The organism is Nocardiopsis sp. NPDC055551, assembly GCF_053619415.1.
This window is the reverse complement of record NZ_JBSHJJ010000003.1, coordinates 217,594-236,166: the sequence shown is the minus strand read 5'-3', so window position 1 is coordinate 236,166 and position 18,573 is coordinate 217,594. Positions and strand designations below refer to the sequence as shown.

General features: G+C 69.3%; 20 protein-coding genes. 12 read left to right on the top strand and 8 right to left on the bottom strand.

Annotation, left to right across the window (positions count from 1 at the left end):
- Positions 1–48: 48 nt before the first annotated feature.
- Complete coding sequence (locus ACWGSK_RS07445; RefSeq protein ID WP_358503538.1) at positions 49–747, top strand: pyridoxamine 5'-phosphate oxidase family protein; 699 nt, start codon at positions 49–51, stop codon at positions 745–747.
- Here the strand turns inward: ACWGSK_RS07445 and dtd are convergent.
- Complete coding sequence (dtd, locus tag ACWGSK_RS07440) at positions 725–1,150, bottom strand: D-aminoacyl-tRNA deacylase (RefSeq protein WP_358503541.1); 426 nt, start codon at positions 1,148–1,150, stop codon at positions 725–727. The two genes, ACWGSK_RS07445 and dtd, sit on opposite strands and share 23 nt — an antisense overlap.
- 52 nt (positions 1,151–1,202) lie before the next feature.
- Positions 1,203–3,050 (bottom strand): DUF2207 family protein, encoded by a 1,848-nt coding sequence (locus tag ACWGSK_RS07435; RefSeq protein ID WP_358503544.1) that lies wholly within the window; start codon positions 3,048–3,050, stop codon positions 1,203–1,205.
- Between the two features lie 108 nt (positions 3,051–3,158).
- Here ACWGSK_RS07435 and ACWGSK_RS07430 point away from each other — a divergent pair, with 108 nt between their 5' ends.
- From ACWGSK_RS07430 to ACWGSK_RS07420, 3 genes are all read left to right on the top strand, one after another.
- The gene (locus ACWGSK_RS07430; RefSeq protein WP_358503547.1) at positions 3,159–4,118 is read left to right on the top strand and encodes a neutral zinc metallopeptidase; all 960 of its coding nucleotides are present in this window, start codon (positions 3,159–3,161) and stop codon (positions 4,116–4,118) included.
- 59 nt (positions 4,119–4,177) lie between these two features.
- Positions 4,178–5,131, top strand: coding sequence for a neutral zinc metallopeptidase (locus ACWGSK_RS07425; RefSeq protein ID WP_358504057.1), 954 nt, complete (start codon positions 4,178–4,180; stop codon positions 5,129–5,131).
- A gap of 112 nt (positions 5,132–5,243) precedes the next feature.
- The gene (locus ACWGSK_RS07420; protein WP_452455444.1) at positions 5,244–7,649 is read left to right on the top strand and encodes a hypothetical protein; all 2,406 of its coding nucleotides are present in this window, start codon (positions 5,244–5,246) and stop codon (positions 7,647–7,649) included.
- On the opposite strand, the gene ACWGSK_RS07415 is transcribed toward ACWGSK_RS07420, so the two are convergent.
- The 3 genes from ACWGSK_RS07415 to ACWGSK_RS07405 form a co-directional block, all read right to left on the bottom strand.
- Positions 7,634–7,933 (bottom strand): DUF2516 family protein, encoded by a 300-nt coding sequence (locus ACWGSK_RS07415; protein ID WP_358503552.1) that lies wholly within the window; start codon positions 7,931–7,933, stop codon positions 7,634–7,636. The genes ACWGSK_RS07420 and ACWGSK_RS07415 overlap by 16 nt on opposite strands.
- A gap of 88 nt (positions 7,934–8,021) precedes the next feature.
- A complete protein-coding gene (locus ACWGSK_RS07410) occupies positions 8,022–8,966 on the bottom strand; it encodes a M56 family metallopeptidase (protein ID WP_358503555.1) in 945 nt (314 codons plus the stop codon).
- Positions 8,967–8,971: 5 nt separating this feature from the next.
- On the bottom strand, positions 8,972–9,334 hold the full coding sequence (locus tag ACWGSK_RS07405; protein WP_084392335.1) for a BlaI/MecI/CopY family transcriptional regulator: 363 nt from the start codon (positions 9,332–9,334) through the stop codon (positions 8,972–8,974).
- Positions 9,335–9,528: 194 nt separating this feature from the next.
- Here ACWGSK_RS07405 and ACWGSK_RS07400 point away from each other — a divergent pair, with 194 nt between their 5' ends.
- Together ACWGSK_RS07400 and ACWGSK_RS07395 are read left to right on the top strand one after the other, a co-directional pair.
- Complete coding sequence (locus ACWGSK_RS07400; protein WP_452455443.1) at positions 9,529–9,960, top strand: hypothetical protein; 432 nt, start codon at positions 9,529–9,531, stop codon at positions 9,958–9,960.
- Between the two features lie 33 nt (positions 9,961–9,993).
- Positions 9,994–10,101, top strand: coding sequence for a zinc-ribbon domain-containing protein (locus tag ACWGSK_RS07395; protein ID WP_358503562.1), 108 nt, complete (start codon positions 9,994–9,996; stop codon positions 10,099–10,101).
- 24 nt (positions 10,102–10,125) lie between these two features.
- Here the strand turns inward: ACWGSK_RS07395 and ACWGSK_RS07390 are convergent, their stop codons facing one another.
- A complete protein-coding gene (locus ACWGSK_RS07390; RefSeq protein ID WP_358503565.1) occupies positions 10,126–11,445 on the bottom strand; it encodes a cryptochrome/photolyase family protein in 1,320 nt (439 codons plus the stop codon).
- An 86-nt stretch (positions 11,446–11,531) separates the two neighbouring features.
- Here ACWGSK_RS07390 and ACWGSK_RS07385 point away from each other — a divergent pair, with 86 nt between their 5' ends.
- The 5 genes from ACWGSK_RS07385 to ACWGSK_RS07365 all read left to right on the top strand — a co-directional run bounded on the left by ACWGSK_RS07385 (position 11,532) and on the right by ACWGSK_RS07365 (position 16,369).
- Positions 11,532–12,491 carry a YbgA family protein gene (locus ACWGSK_RS07385; RefSeq protein WP_358503568.1) on the top strand — a complete coding sequence of 320 codons (960 nt, stop codon included), beginning with the start codon at positions 11,532–11,534 and terminating at the stop codon, positions 12,489–12,491.
- Between the two features lie 159 nt (positions 12,492–12,650).
- On the top strand, positions 12,651–13,646 hold the full coding sequence (locus ACWGSK_RS07380) for an alpha/beta hydrolase (RefSeq protein WP_358503571.1): 996 nt from the start codon (positions 12,651–12,653) through the stop codon (positions 13,644–13,646).
- A 110-nt stretch (positions 13,647–13,756) separates the two neighbouring features.
- Positions 13,757–15,061: a D-inositol-3-phosphate glycosyltransferase gene (mshA, locus tag ACWGSK_RS07375; protein ID WP_358504060.1), complete on the top strand. Its 1,305-nt coding sequence runs from the start codon at positions 13,757–13,759 to the stop codon at positions 15,059–15,061.
- The gene (locus tag ACWGSK_RS07370; protein WP_452455442.1) at positions 15,052–15,612 is read left to right on the top strand and encodes a YbjN domain-containing protein; all 561 of its coding nucleotides are present in this window, start codon (positions 15,052–15,054) and stop codon (positions 15,610–15,612) included. The genes mshA and ACWGSK_RS07370 overlap by 10 nt, the downstream gene beginning before the upstream one ends.
- Before the next feature lie 10 nt (positions 15,613–15,622).
- Positions 15,623–16,369 (top strand): phosphoglyceromutase, encoded by a 747-nt coding sequence (locus tag ACWGSK_RS07365; RefSeq protein WP_358503577.1) that lies wholly within the window; start codon positions 15,623–15,625, stop codon positions 16,367–16,369.
- A 69-nt stretch (positions 16,370–16,438) separates the two neighbouring features.
- Here the strand turns inward: ACWGSK_RS07365 and ACWGSK_RS07360 are convergent, their stop codons facing one another.
- Together ACWGSK_RS07360 and ACWGSK_RS07355 are read right to left on the bottom strand one after the other, a co-directional pair.
- A complete protein-coding gene (locus tag ACWGSK_RS07360; protein ID WP_452455441.1) occupies positions 16,439–16,801 on the bottom strand; it encodes a DsrE family protein in 363 nt (120 codons plus the stop codon).
- A 5-nt stretch (positions 16,802–16,806) separates the two neighbouring features.
- Positions 16,807–17,589 carry a hypothetical protein gene (locus tag ACWGSK_RS07355; RefSeq protein WP_358503583.1) on the bottom strand — a complete coding sequence of 261 codons (783 nt, stop codon included), beginning with the start codon at positions 17,587–17,589 and terminating at the stop codon, positions 16,807–16,809.
- Positions 17,590–17,814: 225 nt separating this feature from the next.
- Between ACWGSK_RS07355 and ACWGSK_RS07350 the strand changes: the two genes are divergently transcribed.
- Positions 17,815–18,378 carry a nitrobindin family protein gene (locus tag ACWGSK_RS07350; protein ID WP_358503586.1) on the top strand — a complete coding sequence of 188 codons (564 nt, stop codon included), beginning with the start codon at positions 17,815–17,817 and terminating at the stop codon, positions 18,376–18,378.
- The last annotated feature ends 195 nt before the right edge of the window (positions 18,379–18,573 follow it).

Genomic DNA, 18,573 nt, shown 5'->3' with positions numbered 1-18,573 from the left:
GGAAAGTGGCCATGGTCGGGGTATCCACTTTCTTTCTACGGTGAACGCATGCTCTCCACCGAATCCGAATCCGAATCCGCTCCCGAATCCGAACGCACGCTCTCCCCCACCGAACGCACCCGGATCAAGCGGGGGAAACACAAGGCCCGTAGCGACCGTTCCGAGCTCTACGACCTCCTCGACGAGGGGCTGGTCTGCCACGTGGGCGTGGTGGTGGACGGCGCTCCCCGTGTACTGCCGACCGGCTACGCACGGATCGGCGACACCCTTTACCTTCACGGATCCACCGGCGCCCGCTTCCTCCGCGAAATCGGTGAGGTGTGCGTGACGGTCACCTTGTTGGACGGGATCGTGATGGCGCGGTCGGCCTTCCACCACTCGATGAACCACCGGTCGGCGATGGTCTTCGGGACGCCTCGGGTGGTCACCGACCCGAACGAACACGAGGCGGCGCTACGGGCCACCACCGAGCAGGCGGCACCGGGCCGGTGGGACGTGGTGCGTCGGCCGAGTGTCAAGGAGTCGGCGGCGACCCGGGTGCTGGCGTTGTCGCTGGAGGAGGCGTCGGTGAAGGTGCGTACGGGGCCGCCGTCCGACGATCCGGAGGACCATGACACCCCGGTCTGGGCGGGTGTGCTGCCGATGCGCACGGTGTTCGACCCGCCGGTCACCACCCCGGACCTGCGCCACGACCTGCCCGCCCCGGCTCACGTCATCGCCCGGGTCACACCTCCAGGACGACGGTGAACGGCCCCTCGTTGGTCAGGTCCACGGACATCCGCGCACCGAACACCCCGGTGGCGACCTCGGCTCCCTGTTCGCGCAGTTCCTTGACGACGGCGTCCACGAGGGGTTCGGCGACCGGCCCCGGGGCCGCCGCCTGCCACGTGGGCCGGCGGCCCTTGCGGGCGTCTCCGTAGAGGGTGAACTGGCTGACCACCAGCAACGGGGCCTGGATGTCCGAGCAGGACTGCTCGTCCGCCAGGATCCGCAGGGTCCAGAGCTTGCGGGCGATCTTGGCGGCCTCGGCCTCGGTGTCGGTGTGGGTGACGCCCACGAGCGCCATGAGCCCGGGCCGCGTGATCTCCCCGACGACCTCGTCGTCCACCGTCACCGAAGCGTGCGACACCCGCTGCACGACCGCGCGCATGGGCTCCCCCTCTTGTTCTCGTCGACTCTCGTGGCCCCTGGCCGGGACGTTCCTACCTCGATCGTTGCAGCTGGTTGAGCAGCCCGGTGCGACGGGTGTTGGTGATGACACCGGTGAGGGTGAACACGAACGTGGTGATGGAGTCCGTGAAGTCCTCGATCCGCCACTCCCGCGGGCCCGTGTACCAGTGCAGGCCGTCGCCGTCGAGTTCCTCCGGTTCGAGGTCGGCGATGGCGGCGCCGGCCAGGATGTTGGCCCAACGTTCCACGTCGTCGAAGATCACCGCGTAGGGCAGGTAGCGCGAGTACAGCTCCACTCGTTGCCCTGACGGCACGGTCTGGGCGCGCGAGCTCAGCAGGTAGTCGCGAAAACCCATGGTGTGCGCGTACACGGAGCTGCCCAGTCTGGTCTTCGCGGGCATGTACTGGGCGCCGGCGGTGATGGCCGCGCCGGCGATGACGACGGCCAGCCCGGTGAAGGCGGCGTGGGTGAACACCGCGAGAAGGATCGTCGACAGGACGCCGACCGCGGTGGTGAGCATCCCGACCGTCGTCCAGACGCCGCGGACCCGGCTGGGTGAGCGGGAGAACCACTTCAGTCGCACCATGTCCTGGTACAGCTCGTCCCGGACCCGGTCGATCCTGGTGGGGAAGTCCGGGGAGTGCCGAGGCGAGGCGAGTTGGGACATGCGCACGGTGCGCTTCTCCCCGAAGAGGGCGTCCAGTAGCAGCCACTCGGAGGCCAGCAGGTTCTCCCCGGTGGGGCCGTCCAGGCGGACCAGCCGCCAGTCCACCGAGGTGAAGTGCTCGTGCGGAAGTTCCTCGACCCGGATGTATCCGCGCACGGCCAGGTCCAGGACACCGGCGGTGAGGTCGGCGATGTCCACGCGTTCGTCCACCAGCGTGCCGATCTGGCCGGGGTGGACACCGTCGGGGGCGTGGAAGCGCAGACGACCGTGCTCGCCGGGCTCGATCGGGGCGTGGTCGCCCTGGGAGGCCTCTTGGCGCAACGCGCGCTCGTCACGGCCTCGGATGCGGATCAGGGCGATCAGGCCGCCCACCAGGACCAGCAACAACAGACCGAAGACGCTTCCGGTCGCCGGGGTGACCGCGAAGGCCGATGCCAGGGACCAGCGTCGGGTGAGGATGGGTTCGCCCTCCGCGGTGCCGGGCGGGTAGTTCACGACGATGTCGAGCCGGTCGTCCGGGCCCATGTCGGCCTGGAGGAAGTGCGCGACGACCGCTTCGCCGCCCATGTCGGAGGCGGTGCAGTACATGGAGCTGCGGGGTTCGCCCGCCAGGCAGGACAGGGCCTCCGGCGGCAGGGGGGCGTTGACGGTGACGTCGGTGGTGCGAACCGGGTGGCTGTAGGCGCCCACCGCCCTCCACTCCAACTGGACGCCCTGGGCGACCTCGCTGATGGTGCCGCCCACCCGATAGGACAGGCGCACGCCTCGTGTGTCCGCGGTGGGGATCCGCACCAGCAGGGCGCCACCGGTCTCCTCGGTCTCGATGTCGAGGGTGGCGCCGTCGGCGTCGACCGCGGTGACGTCGTCGACCTCGAACCGACGGTCGTGATCGGTGTCGTAGATCATCGTGGAGGTCAGCGCGCGGGTGAAGGTCTCGGGGGGTTCCCCCTCGAAACGAATGTCCTCCTCGCCGCCGAGTACGCCGTGTCGGTCCAGTTCGAGGGTGATCTGGTTGGTGATGGAACCCTCGTTGGCGGCATGGGGCAAGGTTTTCGCCGAAGCGTGCCCCGGTACTGTGGTGATCGGTGCGGCCGCCGCCGCGTGCGCCTCCTCTCTCGGCCACGCCACGGTGACCGCTGTGACCAGCGAGGAGAACACGAGCAGGGCCGTCGCCCAAGCGACGGCCCCGCGCAGGGAGCCGACCCACCACATGACGCGAGAGCCTATCCGGTCTTCCCGCAGGCCGTGCCCACGGGGCACCCTCCGCGACGTCGTGGTCCGGTGTTTCCGAACGGCCCTGAGACGGATGGACGTGGGCGTGTGGTGAGGCGACCGCGACCGGACCCGGACCTCGATCCCTGGGCGGAGCGTCGTGGGTTCCTACAGCGGATGGGGCTGGGTGTGTCCCTGTCCCTCGGTACGGGACTGGCCGCGGTCGGATTCACCGGATTCCTCGCGATCTCCGCGATGCTTCCCGGCGCCGAACCGGCTTGGGGTGACCCGGTCGGTACCGATCCCACGGAGTTGATGTCCGCGGACTCGGAGGGATGGCCGGCCGACCACTCGGACGCGCCGATCGACGACCCACTCGGGCAGAACCCGCTGTACGCGGCGGGTGAGCTGGGCGAGGTGACGTGCTCCCCTCCGTCGTTGGACCAGCGGGACCCTCGTTCGGTCGAGGTGTTCGTGCACGCGATCGCCGACTGTCTGGACACGGCCTGGGCGGACTACTTCGACGAGGCCGGGCTGCCGTTCGACTCACCCAACCGGATCTACTGGTACGACGAGGGACACAGTCCCTGCGGCCCCTTCCCGAGCGAGGGCACCGCGGCGTTCTACTGCCAGGCCAACCAGGGCCTGTACCTGGGGGTCAAGGACATCGTGGCGGCTTCGGGCGGCAGTGAGGAACCCGAGGCGTACACGTTCCTGCTCAGCCACGAGTACGGCCACCACGTGCAGGGGCAGTCGCGGATGCTCGCCGAGTTCCACGCCCTGCGGGCCAACTCCGACGACGAGACCGCCGACGAGCTGACCCGGCGCAACGAGCTCCAGGCCAACTGTCTGGGCGGGGTGTTCGTCGGCTCCGCCGAGGGGTCGCTGGGTTACCAGGAGAGTGAGCGGGAGAACATCCTCGACGACGTCGTCCGCCGTTCCGACCACGAGGGCACCGGTACGCACGGTTCCGCGGAGAACGGCAGACTGTGGACCGCGCACGGGTGGGATCGCATGGATCCGGCCGCCTGCAACACGTGGGAGGCCCGCGAGGAGTTGGTGCGGTGAGCGCGGCCTGGGACCACGGCGGACCGGACGAGTCCTCCCGGCTGGCGCGTGCGCGCCGTATGCACCGGAACAACCGTCGGGTGTTCAGCGTGGTCTGTGGCCTTCTGGTGGCCGTACTGGCGTTGTCGCTGCTGTCGTGGTCCACCGTTCAAAAGGACACGGGGACCGGGGTCGACACCGTGCTGGAGCGCGCCGAGAGCGGTGAGGACAAGCCCGGGCAGGGTGGTTCGCTCTCGGACTCCCCCACCGGGCAATTGGGGTTGCCGGGCCGATCGGTGCCGGACCGGCCCAGCGGGGAGGTGGCGTTGCTCGCCAATCCGCTGTACGAGACGGGGAGGCTGAGCCCCCTGCCGTGCCCGGTACCGGACGTGGACGTGGACGAACCGGCCTCGATGGAGGTGTTCCTGAACCAGGTCGCCGACTGTCTGGACGATGTCTGGCAGACCCAGTTCGAACGGGCCGGGATCGCCTTCAGCCCACCGGACCGGGTGTTCTGGACCGAGCCCGGGGTGAGCCCGTGCCGCGCCTATCCCTCGGCGGCCGGCGCCTTCTACTGCCGTGCCGGAGGTGCCATCTACATCGGTACCGAGGACGTGGTCGAGAAGTGGAACGGGGCCGAGGAGAGCGTGGTGTACGCGTCGCTGTTGGCCCACGAGTACGCCCACCACGTGCAGGGCGAGTCCGGGCTGCTGGAGTACTACCACGAACAGCGCCAGTTGGAGGAGGACGACGCCGGCCGCAACACCTGGACGCGCCGTAGCGAGCTTCAGGCCAACTGTCTGGCGGGGGCGTTCCTGGGTTCGGTGCGGGTGAGTTACCCGTTGGCCGACGACGACCTCGACGTGCTGCTGGACGACGCTTCCGCGACCGCGGACCGGGAGGGCGAGCCGGACGAGAAGCGTACGCACGGCTCCCCGGAGAACAGTGTCGGGTGGACCCGCTCCGGGTGGGAGGAGCAGTCACCGGGGGCGTGCAACACCTGGGACGTGGAGGACGAGTCGCGGGTGCAGTGAACCGTCCCGCGGGCCGCCACGAATCCCGGCGGGCCGGTTCCGGCCCCGCGAGTTGTCCACAGGCCGGCGGAACACGCTGTTTCACGGCGACTCTGCGTGGCAGGATGCTGACATGCCGGACACAGCCGAACCCCTCCACGAGAACCCCACCCGCGCATCCGCCCCTCGCACCCCCGCCCGCTCCGATGGTGCGCCCTCGGGCGCCCGAGACCGCGTGGAGTTGCGTGTCCATGGGGTGAGTGGCGGGCACGCGGAGGAGCTCTTGGACGTGGAGCCCGCCATGCGTGTGGGCGGCGACCGGCTGGCCGGGTTCTTCCGGTGGCGACGAAAGCCGGACACCGAGACCCTGCCCGGGGTGCGTCGGGAGATCTTCGCCTGGGGCAACCTCACCTCGGGCGCCTCCTCGCGCGCCTTCTGGCTCCTGTTGACGCCGTTCATGATGCTCAACGTGGCCTACTGGATGCGGCCGGGGCGGATGGACGACGGTCAGACCGGAACCCGTCGAGTGGCCAACATCGCCTACGGGGCCGGGGTACGACTGCTGGCGCTCTCGCTGACCATGCTCATCGTCCTGGCCGCCGCCGGGGTGGGGATGGACCTGGTCGCCTGGCAGTGCGTCGGCCAGGGCGAGGAGTGCGTGCGCGCGCGGCCGTGGTTGGCCTTCCTCGCCTCCGCGTCCTCCCCGCTGTCCGCGCCGGGCAGGTCTTTGCTGGTGGGCGCGGTACTGCCGGCGGTGGTCGTGGTGGTGTTGTGGCGGTTGTCCCGACGTACCGCGGCCGACTACGAGGTGGTGACCGGACCGGTTCCGCCCCGGTACTCCGAGGACGCCCCTCTCAGCCACCCCGACTTCTGGCGCAACAGCGAGATCATGGCGCGGCTGCGGTCGGCGCACATCGCGATCGCGGTGGGCACCGTGGCGGCGCTGCTGCTCCTGCCGCCGCTACTGCACGACCTGGGCGGGCGCGGAGCACCGATTCCGGACGTGCCGGGTCTGTGGACGGTCGGTGCGGGTCTGGCCGGCCTGTTGGCGCTCGTGGCGCTGCTGAGCACGTTGAGCGTGTTGGTCCCGGGCAAGGACGCTCGGTGGAACGCGCGCGCCGATCGACTGTGTCGCGTGCTGCGCGACACCACCCTGGGGCTGACCGCGGCCGTCGCGGTGTACACCGTCTGGCCACGGCCGGGTTGGGTGACCGAGGGGCGGCTCCCGGGCAGCGGGACCATGCTCAACACCCTCTTCGCCGTGCAGGGCACCTTGGTGGTGATCCTGCTGGTGGCGGCGCTGGTGCTGTTCTCCGTGGACCGACCACATCGGCACACCGCGATGCGGGGGTTGGCCGGTCCGTCCACCGCGGCGCTGGGCACCCTGCTCGGCGGCGCCTTCTCCGCGGCCCTGGTCTACCAGGGGTCACGGTGGTTGAGCGGCTGCGGCTCGATGGACGCCCCCGAGGCCGATTGTCTGGCGCTGTCCCCGCCCACCGCCTACTCCTGGCTGCAGTTGGCCTTCGCCTTCCAGGCGATCATCGTGCTGATCGTGGTGGTGGTCCTGGCCCTGTGGCTGCGCGGGGCGGTACGAGCCCAGTTGCCGAAGGTCACCGCGCTGTACTCGCGCAGTGTCCGGGACCGGCGGACGTGGGACATCGCGCGTGCCCGCGCCGTGGGCCGGATGACCGAAGCGCTACCGAAGATCCTGGGCGCCCTGCTGCTGCCGGTCGTGCCGTTGGTGGGGCTGGCCCTGTACTCGATCGCCACCGGAAACCTGGAGGCCGGACCGTTGGACGCCCCCATGGCGGTCACCGGCGGATTGCAGGGCGTGGCCCAAGACGCCCTGGACGCGCTGGTGGCCGTGGGTTCACTGCTGGGCGGGGCCGCCCTCGTGGCGTTGGTGTGGATCGGCCGCAGCGCCTACCGGGACCGGCCGACCCGTCAGGCCGTGGGAGCGGTGTGGGACGTGGGCACCTTTTGGCCACGGGCGGCCCACCCGCTGGCGCCCCCGTCCTACGCCGAACGCGCCGTCCCCCAGCTCGTGGCGAGGGTGCGCAGGATGGCCGACGAGGACACCGGGGTGGTGTTGTCCGGGCACTCGCAGGGTTCGGTGTTGGCGGCGGCCACGGTGTGGCAGTTGCCGCAGGAGTGCGCCGACCGGGTCTCGCTGATCACCCACGGGTCCCCGTTGGACCGCTTGTACTCCCGCTACTTCCCCGCCTACTTCGGGCCGGTGGCCTTCACCGACCTGAAGGGGAGGGTGTCGTCCTGGCGCAACCTGTGGCGGGTCACCGACGCCATCGCGGGACCTGTACGTCGCTCCGGCCCCGCCGGGGAGGAGCTGGTCGTGCCGACGGTCGAACCACTGCCGGACCCACGCTCCTACGACGCCCTCCCCGGGGAGGCCCGCCGTCCGGAGATCCTCGGCCACTCCGACTACACCGGTGATCCCGCCTACGCGGAGGCCATGTGGCAGGTCATGCCCGCGGAACGACCATCGCAGAGCGGGGGTTCGGACCCCTACCAGGGCCCGTAGGGACCGTTGTTCTGGTTTCCGCCCATGCCCTTGACCGCGGGACGCACGTCCAGCAGGAAGATGAGCGTGGCCACCAGACCCAGGATGACGAACATGCCCGTGCCGCTCAGGACCGCGAGAAGGGACAGTCCCGACGCCACACCGGTCAGGATGACCCAGAGCTTCTTGGTCTGTTTGTCCATGATCTCGAAGGCCTGCGCCGGTGTCCGCAGCGCCTCGATCAACGCGTAGAGGCTGGCCACGAAGGTCACCAGGTAGACGAGCTGCCAGATCCAGTAAAACAAGACTCACTCCAGAGCTACGCGTGATCGAACGGGGGTCCGCCCGCTCTCCACGGTAAACGGATCGGCGTCGATAATCGTGCCCGGAGGGTCAGACCGGAATGTTCCAGAGGCAGGTGACCGTCGCCAGGAGGAAGGCGGAGGAGCCCATGATGACCGCGCCCGCGTGGTACGGGAGTTCGTCGTCGGGACGCAGGAGGCGGTTGACCCGGCGCATCACCGAGGGTTCGGCGGGACGTACGGCCGCCATCGCGCCGGCCGGGACGGGCGCGGCCCCGGCGGCACCGAAACGCAGCAGCGCCATGGCCAGTTCCCGCGAGGAGCTCTTGCGCACGGCCTGGTCGTCGGCGCACATCTCGATGAGCAGCGCGACGCTCTCGTAGTAGGTGCGTACGAGGTGGACACGGGGGAAGGCCCGCTTGAGGGAGGAGAAGGGCAGCAGCACGAGGTCGTGACGCTGACGCAGGTGGGCGTGCTCGTGGGCGAGGACCGCGGCGAGCTCGCGGTTGTCGAGTACTTCCAGGGCGCCCGCGCTGATGACCACCTGGGATCGCAGGACGCCCGGCAGACAGTACGCGGCGGCGGCGGGGTGGTCGACCACTCGGGCGCCGGGAACGTCGGGGTGATCGCTGGCGACGAGTTCGAGGAGGTCGTGGTGGCGTCTACGAACGCGCAGAACCTGGACGAAGGAGGCCACCAGTCCGCAGAACAGGACCAGGGTGAGGATCACGGCCAGTGTGACGGCGGCCAGGTGGCTGATGCCTTCCAGCCCCTGGGAGAACTCGGCGAGCAGGAACTCTCCGCTGACCAGGTCGGCGAGCATGGCCATGCTGCCGCCGGCGGCACCGAGTCGGTACGAGGAAAGCCCGTAGGCCAACAGCGCGCCGATGGTGGACACACCCCATGCCAGGCCGAGGGCCTGCCAGGCGATGACCGCCGTGTAGGGGCCGCGGGAGGGCCACTTCGCCCGGTGGAGAGCTTCCATGGCGATGAGGCAGCTGACCGCGACGAGAGTGAGGAGTGCGGCACTGACCATTCGGACTAGTTCCTTGGCTGCTCGGTTTCCGCGAGTGCGCGCCTGAGCGCTTCAGCCTCCTGACCGTCCATGGATTGGACGAAGGCGGCCAGGGCCGCGTCACGGTCGACCGTCTGACCGAGTGCGTCGAACATCAACTCGGACACGTAGTTCTCACGGCTGGCAGCCGGACGGTACCGCCACGCACGGCCCTCACGTGCCCGGGTGACGACCTTCTTCTTGGCGAGTCTGTCGAGCACGGTCATGACGGTCGTGTGCGCCAGGTCCCGCTCTGCGAGCGCTTTGCCGACCTCACGAACCGTCATTGGTTCGTTGCGTGCCCACAGTACATCCATCACCGCGCGTTCAAGTTCGCCAAGCCGATTCATAGTCATGAGTCTACGACGGGTGGTAGTACTGCCTGTGGCACCCCCACGTTAATTCAAGATGGCTTGTGAGCAAGGGTATTGAGTCCTCGATGACAGGGTCCGAAGGGTGCTTGCGGCCGGTGCTCCGCGCGGGCACCGAGATCCCCACGGGGCCCGGCTATCGCGGCTTCCCCGGGCGTCGTACGCTCCCGTGTATGGGACACCGGCATCCGAGCAAGCTCAAGAACCCAGAGGTGGGTCACGCGCGTGCCCGTTGGCTCCTGCGCGCGGAACTCGCCGGGTGTGACGCCTGCCGCGCCGAGGGCGACAAGAACGCGTTGACCGACCTGGCGTCGGACGGCGTCTTCGATTCCCTGATCACCGGATTCGTACTCGCCCGTGTCCAGCAATGGCACTCACCCAGCAGACCGTCCCAGTACCCCGCGACGGTGTACCGCATCGCCCCCATCGATGAACGGGACTTCTGGTGGGCCCCCACCCAGCACTGCATGCGCGTGTGCACGGTGACGGGGCCCGAAGGTGTCGACACCGTTCCCGCGCTCCGGGAACTGCGTTTGATGTCGGGTTCTGACCGGTCACTGGTCTTGGACGACATCATCGACGGGCTGGCCGAAACGGAAGGATGACCCTTGAGGCCCGTTCACCAGGGGGCACCGCACATGTCCCCCAAACACGACAAGCCCATCGTGGGCCTGTGCGAAAGATGCGGTGAGTACCTCAACCCCGGGGTGCGCACCTGCCCCAATTGCGGCCACTACAACTCCTAGTCGCGCGCCGACCCCGGTCTCGCCTCACAGTCGGCCGGGGTCGGCGATCGGAGGCGGATACCCCTCGACACCTTCGCCGGATCCCTCCGACCACGGGCTGTGGGCGCGGGCACCGGACAGGTCGGCGAGTTCGGGCACGTACCTACGCACGTAGACACCCTCGGGGTCGAACCTCTTGGCCTGCCGGGAGGGGTTGAAGGCCCGACCGGGTCGGGTGTCGTTGCCGGTTCCGGCCACCCACTGCCAGTTGCCGTAGTCGTCGGCCACGTCACCATCGGTCAGGTGGGCGTCGAAGTGCGCGGCCCCCTCCCGCCAGTGAACGCGCAGGGTCCTGGTGAGGAAGGACGCGGTGATCATTCGGGTGCGATTGTGCATGAAACCCTCGCGAAGCAGTTGGCGCATCCCGGCGTCCACGATCGGCACCCCGGTAAGCCCCTCCTTCCAGGCGGCGAGGGCGTCGGGGTCCTCTCGCCACTCGCGACCACGAGGCCGGTAGTCCCGAATCGTGATGTCGGGGAAGGCCGCGGTGACCTGGTGGTGGAAGTCGCGCCAGGCGAGTTGGCGAACGTACTCGGAACCCCCTGGAAGATCGCGTGCGGCGCGGGCGACCTCCAGCGGGGACAGGCAACCGAAGCGCAGGTCGGCGGACAGATGAGAGGTCGCCGCACCGGCAAGGTCGTCGTTCCGGTCACCGTAGTCGGCGAGACCCGAGTCGAGCCAGGCACGGAGTCGTTCACGCGCCCGGGTCCATCCGCCCGCCTGCCGTTCAGGGGAGAGGGCTCCCACACCTTCGCGTGAGAGGTCGTCGGGCGCGAGCAGGCGTCCGGGGTCGAGTCCTTCGAGCGGGGGGACCCGTTCGGGGGCGGGCAGGGTCTCCCGCCATCGGGTGCCCTCCCAGACCCTCCAGTAGGGGGTGAACACCTTGTAGTGGTCACCCGCGGTCGGGGTGATGTCTCCCGGTGGCACCACTGTGAGCCCGGCGTGGGTACGCGCGACCAACCCGGACTCGCGGAGCCGGGTGAGCCGCCGGTCCGCCACGCGGCTCACGCCCGCGCTCAGATGGACGGTCCCGGCGCCGGTCTCCCGGGCGAGGGCGAGTGTCTCCGTGACCGTGTCGCCTCGGCGGACCACGAGGTCCGCGCCCACGGCGCGCAGTCCCGAACGCAGGTCGGCGAGGGCCTCGGCGAGGTGGGCGAGCCGGTTGCGGGCCGCGCGTCGCAGTAGGGCGTGGTCGAGAACGAAGAGCGGGACCACCGCTCCGCCGGTTCCCAGGGCCGTGGTCAGCGCGGGGTGGTCGTTCAGGCGAAGATCCTGGGTGAAGAGCACGAGCACGGGAGCGACCAAGAGACCTCCTTCACTTAAGGTGTTCGACACACTACTCAAAGAGATCGTCGGTGGTTACGGCAGGCTCCACCGGGTAGGGCCCCGGAATGGATACGTTCGTTCGCCCCGTCGTCGGAGTGTCCAGCTGCCTGCTCGGCGCCTCTGTGCGTTATAACGGCGGCCACTCGCGAAACCGTTTCCTCACCGACGAACTGAGCCGGCACGTGGATTGGCTCCCGGTCTGCCCGGAAGCGGAGATCGGGTTGGGGGTCCCTCGCCCGACCCTGCGCCTACAGGACTCAGAGGGATCGGCGCGAGTGATCTCCAGTGCGACCGGAACCGACCATTCCGACGATCTCTCGAACGTCGCGAATCGACACCTCGATCGACTGGCCCGACTCGACGGCTACGTCCTCAAGAACAAGTCGCCGAGTTGCGGCCTGTTCTCCCTACCGGTCTTCGACGGTGCCGGGAACCGGCTGCGCGGCACCGGCCGCGGCGCCTTCGCCGAGCGGCTCACCACGCTGCTGCCGGCACTGCCGGTGGAGGAGCAGGGGCGCCTGTCCGACGCCGTCCTTCGTGAGCACTTCGTGGAACGGGTGTTCGCGCACGCGCGGCTGCGCGCCCTCATCGAGGGCGAGTGGGCCGTACGCGACCTGGTGGCGTTCCATACGCGGCACAAACTCCAGTTGATGGCGCACTCCCCGGACGGGTACCGCGAGACCGGGCGGGTCGTGGCGAAGGCCGGCGCGCACGACCGCGAGCAGACGGCGGCGACCTACGCCGAGGCGTTCCATCGGGCGTTGGCCGTCAGGACGAGTCGTGGCAAGCACGCCAACGCCCTCCAGCACGTCTTCGGGATGATCAGTCCGTTGCTGGACGACACGCGCAGGCACGATCTGTTGGCCGGGATCGAGGACTATCGGCGGGGCAACGCTCCACTGAGCCTGCCCGTGGCCCTGCTGCGACACCACTGCACGGCGGAGGACGTCACGTGGGCGAGCGAACAGACCTACCTTCGCCCGTACCCGGAGTCGCTTCGGCTGCGGCACCCCGTGTCCGTCTGAGGCGTCGACGAAAGCCGATCGGCGTCCGGGGCCGCAGACCTCCACGGCGACACCCGAAGACCCGCGCACACGGAGAGCTTCAAGAAGACTACAATGGGTGACATTCCCTGACCGCTTCGCGTGCGGTCACCGGTTGCCCCCGACCCTTGAGGTTGCGACGTGTTCGTCTCCTTCTCCCGACGCGCCACCGTGCTCCTCGCCTCCTGTGCCGTGGCCGTGGTCGCCGCGTCCCTGGCCACCGCCCCGCCGGAACGGCTGGTCGAGCGGATCGGACACCACCTGTCCGAGACCGAACCCGAACTCGCCACCGGTCAGATGCGTGTCCCGCCCGACGCCGACTCCACCCCGGCGGCGCTGCCCCGTCCGGGCGACGTCGCGGTCTGCGACGAGCCCGGGCGCGACGAGGTGGTCACCCTCCCCGACACAGCCGCCACCGGTGACGAAGGCCGTTCCGTGTGGATCCGCAGACCCCCCGGACCGGACAGCGCCGACCTTCCCGTGCTCTACCTTCTCCACGGATCCTCATCCGGTCACCGGACCCTGATGGACGCGGGCGTTGGCGAACTGATGGACCGCCAGATGTGCCGCAGCGGGGTCGAGTTCGTGATCGCCGCCCCGCACGGTCAGGTCGAGGACGGGTCCACCACCGAATGGGCCGACGCCCACGACGGGAGCTTCGCCTTGGAGAGCTTCGTCACCGGCCCGACCGTGACCGCGGTGGAGGGGGAGCATCCTCGTCCACGCTCCTTGAGGGCTATCGGCGGCTTCTCCATGGGCGGTTACGGCGCGGCCGCCCTCGCCCTGCGCAACCCCGCCCTGTACTCACAGGTGGTGAGCTGGGCCGGGTACTTCCGGGTCGACGACCCGCACGGCGTCCTCGGTACGGACACCGATCCGCACTCCCCTGATCGTCTCCTCGAACCCGAGGAGGTGCGCGACCTGCGCTTCATGCTGGTCGAGGGGCGTGAGGACCACACTCCTCTCCAGGAGGGGCGGATCCAGGGAGAGGCCGAACGCTTCTCCGATCTGCTCACCGAGCACGGTATGACGGTCACCACCCTGCGTCCCCGCGGCGGCCACGATCTGCGCACCTGGAAACGCACGTTCCCCGATGTCGCGGACTTCCTCGTCGCCGGCTGGGCCTCTACCCCCTGACCCCCACCCGGGTCAACCCCCGCCCCCTGGGACAGGCCGGTCGGGAACAGTGTGTACCTTCGTCGCTGTTGACGACTACTGCCCGCACACGCGACCTGGAGGGACCACCGGTGTCCGGACTCGTTCCGTTGGGTGATCAGGCGGCGGTCCCCTTGAGGATCGCGACGGTGAGCCTGCACACCTCCCCGCTCGACCAGCCCGGTACCGGTGACGCCGGAGGGCTCAACGTCTACGTGGTCGAGGTGGCACGCCGGATGGCGGAGCGCGGCGTGGAGGTGGACGTGTTCACCAGGGCCACCAGGCCGTCGCTGCCGCCCGTGGTCGAACTCGCTCCCGGGGTGAACGTGCGGCACGTGCACGCTGGCCCCTACGGGCGCCTGGACAAGAACACCCTCGCCGAACACCTGTGTCCGTTCATCTTCGGAATGATGCGGGCCGAGGCACAGGCCGAACCGGGCCACTACGACCTCGTGCACGGCCACTACTGGCTGTCCGGCAAGGCCGGGGTCGTGGCCGCGCGCCGTTGGGGCGTGCCGATGGTGCAGTCGATGCACACCATGGCCCGGGTGAAGAACGCCGCCCTCGCCGAAGGCGACTCCCCCGAACCGGAGGACCGGGTACGCGGCGAGGACCAGTTGGTCCGCCAGGCCGACCGGCTCATCGCCAACACCGCAGACGAGGCCCTCCAGCTCTCGGACTTCTACGGCGCCCGACCCGAACAGCTCCATACGATCCCGCCCGGTGTGGATCTGGACACCTTCTCGCCCGGACCTCGCGCCGAGGCCCTGGAACGGATCGGCCTGCCCCGGGACGCCCACCTGCTGCTCTTCGTCGGCCGGGTGCAACGGCTGAAGGCCCCGGACGTACTCATCCGCGCCGCCGCCGAACTCCTGGAACAGGACCCCTCCCTGCGCGATCGCCTCGTGGTGGGCGTGGTCGGCGGCCTGTCCGGCGGGGGGATGCACGAGCCCCGCATGCTCACCGACCTGGCCCGGTCACTCGGAGTGGCCGACGTGGTGCGATTGGAACCGCCCCAGGACCGTCGACGCCTGGCCGACTTCTACCGGGCCGCGACCGTGACGGTGGTGCCCTCCTACTCGGAGTCCTTCGGGTTGGTGGCCGTGGAGTCACAGGCCTGTGGCACCCCGGTCGTGGCGGCCCGCGTCGGTGGCCTGACCACGGCCGTCTCCGACCGGGTGTCGGGCGTCCTGGTGGACGGGCACGACCCGCGCCACTACGCCACCGAGCTGCACCGGTTGATTCGCGAACCGGCCTGGCATGCCAAGCTGGCGGAGGCCGCACCGGAACACGCGGCCACCCTGAGCTGGTCGCGGACCGTGGACGACCTGTTGGACGCGTACCGGTCGGCCCTGACCCCGCGCGCGCTCCCGCTGGCCGAGGCGGCATGCCGATGACGAGGACGGCCGTGGAGGAGAAGGGAAGGCACGTGGCGGAGACGACGGCGCGCGAGAACGCGATCAAGGCGATCGAACAGGCGGTGCGCGAGGCCGAGCTGGAGGTCGAACGCCCACGTGAGGGTTCGTTCCTGGTCACCATCCCGGGCACGGCCAAGCTCAAGACCCTGGTGTGGTTGGAGGCCGGCCCGCACAGCCTCACCCTGACCTCGTTCTTCTGTCGGCGACCGGACGAGAACCACGCCGGGTTCTACCAGTGGCTGACCCGGCGCGGCTCCGACATGTACGGGATGGCGTTCACCTCGGACGAGGTCGGCGACGTGTACATCCGTGGCCGGCTCCCCCTGGGCGGCGTCACCGTCGACGAGGTCGACCGGCTGTTGGGGTGCGTGCTCACCTACTCGGACGAGAACTTCAACACGGCGCTGGAGCTGGGATTCGCCTCGGCGATCCGCAAGGAGTGGAAGTGGCGCCTCGAACGCGGCCACGACACCCGGAATCTGCGCGCCTTCGCCCACCTGGCCGAACCGGCCGGGACTTCGAGTGACTAGGCTTGCCCCCATGGGAACTCTGGTACTGCTGCGACACGGTGAAAGTGTCTGGAACGCGAAGGGCCTGTTCACCGGCTGGGTGGACGTGGACCTGTCCGCAAAGGGCGAGGACGAGGCCCGCCGTGGCGGCGAGCTGCTCAAGTCCGCCGGGGTGACCCCGGACGTGCTGCACACCTCGCTGCTCAAGCGCGCCATCCGCACCGCCGACCTCGCGCTGGAGACCGCCGACCTGCACTGGCTGCCGGTCGAGCGCTCCTGGCGCCTCAACGAGCGTCACTACGGCGCGCTTCAGGGCAAGGACAAGGCTCAGACCCGTGAGGAGTACGGCGAAGAGCAGTTCATGATCTGGCGTCGTTCCTACGACACTCCCCCACCGCCCATCGCCGACGACGACCCCTACTCGCAGTCCGACGACGTCCGCTACGAACTCCTGCCGCCGGAGCTGCTGCCGCGTACCGAGTGCCTCAAGGACGTACTCGACCGCGCCCTGCCGTACTGGTACGACAACATCGTCCCGGAGCTGGCCGCGGGCAAGACCGTCCTGGTCGCCGCGCACGGCAACTCGCTGCGCGCGCTGGTCAAGCACCTGGACGGGGTCGGCGACGCCGACATCGCGGGGCTGAACATCCCCACCGGCATCCCGCTCGTCTACGAGCTGGACGAGAACTTCAAGCCCACGAACCCGGGCGGCACCTACCTCGACCCGGAGGCCGCCAAGGCCGCCATCGAGGCCGTCGCCAACCAGGGCAAGAAGTAACGCCCCACGACGACATCGGTGCCCGTACCTCCAACGGTGGTACGGGCACCTTCGTTTTTCCGGGGCGGATCAGTAGACCAGCGCCTGGACCCCGTCCTGGAGGGTCTCCTCGACGAAGCTCTGCGCGCCCGCGATGCGCACGCCGTCGATCAGGTCGTCCTGGGTGAGGTCGCGTCGGGCCGCGCACTGGGTGCACACAGTCACCCGGCCGGCCGCCAGCACCGCGGCCAGCAGGTCCTGCAACGGAGCGGCGTGTTCGAGTTCGAAGGTCTCGGCGCGTCCGGGGACCGCGAACCACGCGGACTCCCCGGTCAGCCAGAGGGAGACCTCGACGCCGGCGGTCACCGCCGCGGTCGCGACCGTGAACGCCTGATTGCACCGTTCCGGAGCATCCGCGCCGGCCGTGACCTTGATCACCAAAGAACGAGACATGTCCGTCAGCCTACCGAGAGGCCGATCAGGAGGAGCACGGTTCCCACGATGGCGGAGAACAGGAACCCGACGGACAGGCCCAGGGCCTCGGTCCGACGCGGAGAGACCCGCGTTGCCCGTTCGACCACACCGTGTTCGATGGTGAGCGGGTCCTCGTCCGAGCCGGCCAATACGACGCGGCCATCACGCGTGTGGACGCGTCCGGTGACGCGTACCGAAGCACCCGTACGGATGATCCACTCGCGGTACTCGAACTCGATGGTCTCGCCCCGGAAGACACCGGAGATGCGACCTCGAACCCTGGGCAGGAGGTCGTCCGCGGTGGCGGCCACACCGGGCTGGGGGCGGCCGACCTGGCGTTTGAGGCAGAGTTCGGCCTCCTGCGGTTCGGTGTCCGCCGGGTCGACGAAGATGCGCTGCGCGTCCCCCGGGCGCCCCTCCCCCACCAGACCGAAGAGGTCGTCGGAGCCGTAGTCGGCGATGGAGTCGCAGGCGCGCTCGCCGACCTGCCCGTCGACTTGACCGCGGGCCAACGGCCGGTAGTGCCGCAGGACCTCGTGACCGTGCCAGACGCACTCGACACCCGCCAGCCCGGATTCGATGGCACCGGCGGGGCCCGGCGCGGCCACGCCGGTGAGGGTCACGCGCTTGCCTTCGTGCTCGGCGACCGCGGCGGGAAGGAGCAGCGCGAGACCACGCTGACGCCGCCAGCGACGCAGGGCGACGAAGGCGAGTGGCAGGAGGACCACCGCGACGACGAGCAACGCCGAACCGATCACCAGCAACACAGGCAGCCCCTTTGGAATCGTGTTCGGAAATCGTGTCGGAGGTCGGGGGACCGCGGTGCGGATCCGAGCCCCGAGGACCCACCGCGTCCGTCAACCATCTTTACCAGTTCTCCGAGAAAGCCGGGCCAATTGGGCATGTCCGGTCCGGGACCCGAGGGTGGCGGTGACGGATGCCTTCGCGCGAGCGGTCACCGGCACCTCCGCCGCGCGCTACTCTCGGGGGTTATGGACGCTGCGGTACACCCTGATCTGGCGAAACTGTCCTTCCTGTTCGGACGTTGGGAGGGCGTCGGCGTCGCCGGATATGTGGAAGAGGAGAAGTTCCAGTTCGGCCAGGAGGTCGAGTTCACCCCGCGCGCGGGGCTGCCCTACATGGCCTACAGCGCCAAGGTCTGGCGGATGAACTCGGACGGGACCACCGGCGAGCTGGTCACCGAGGAATCCGGGTACTGGCGTGCGCTCTCCAAGGGGGACACGGCCCAGTACGCGGCGCAGGACGAGAACAACATCGTCCACCTCGAGGTGATGATCGCCCACAACGAGGGCTACCTGGAGTCCTACGAGGGCAACGTGTTCGCCAACCGGGTGGAGATGCGAAGCGCCGGGATCGTGCGCACCATCACCGGTCTGGAGGTACAGGGGTCGCACCGCCTGTACGGGCTGTTCAACGACGGAAGCCAGACCCTGGGTTACGCGTGGGATCTGGCCGCCCGCGACCTGGGGCTTCAGTCGTACATGTCCGCCCAACTCAAGCGCGTGGCCGAGATCGAGCCGAACGACGGCAAGTAGGCCCGTTCGGGGTCTGGACATGGACGAACCCCGGGCCGGCTCCTACGAGAGGGTCGGATCGGACTAGGTCCGACAGCCCGGGGTTCGGGTGTCCGTCTGGGATTCGCCTACGACGTACGTCGAGCGAATGCTCGGCGTCGTCCTAGCGGACGGCCACCTCGCCGGTCCTAGGGTCAATCATGTTCTGGACCACCT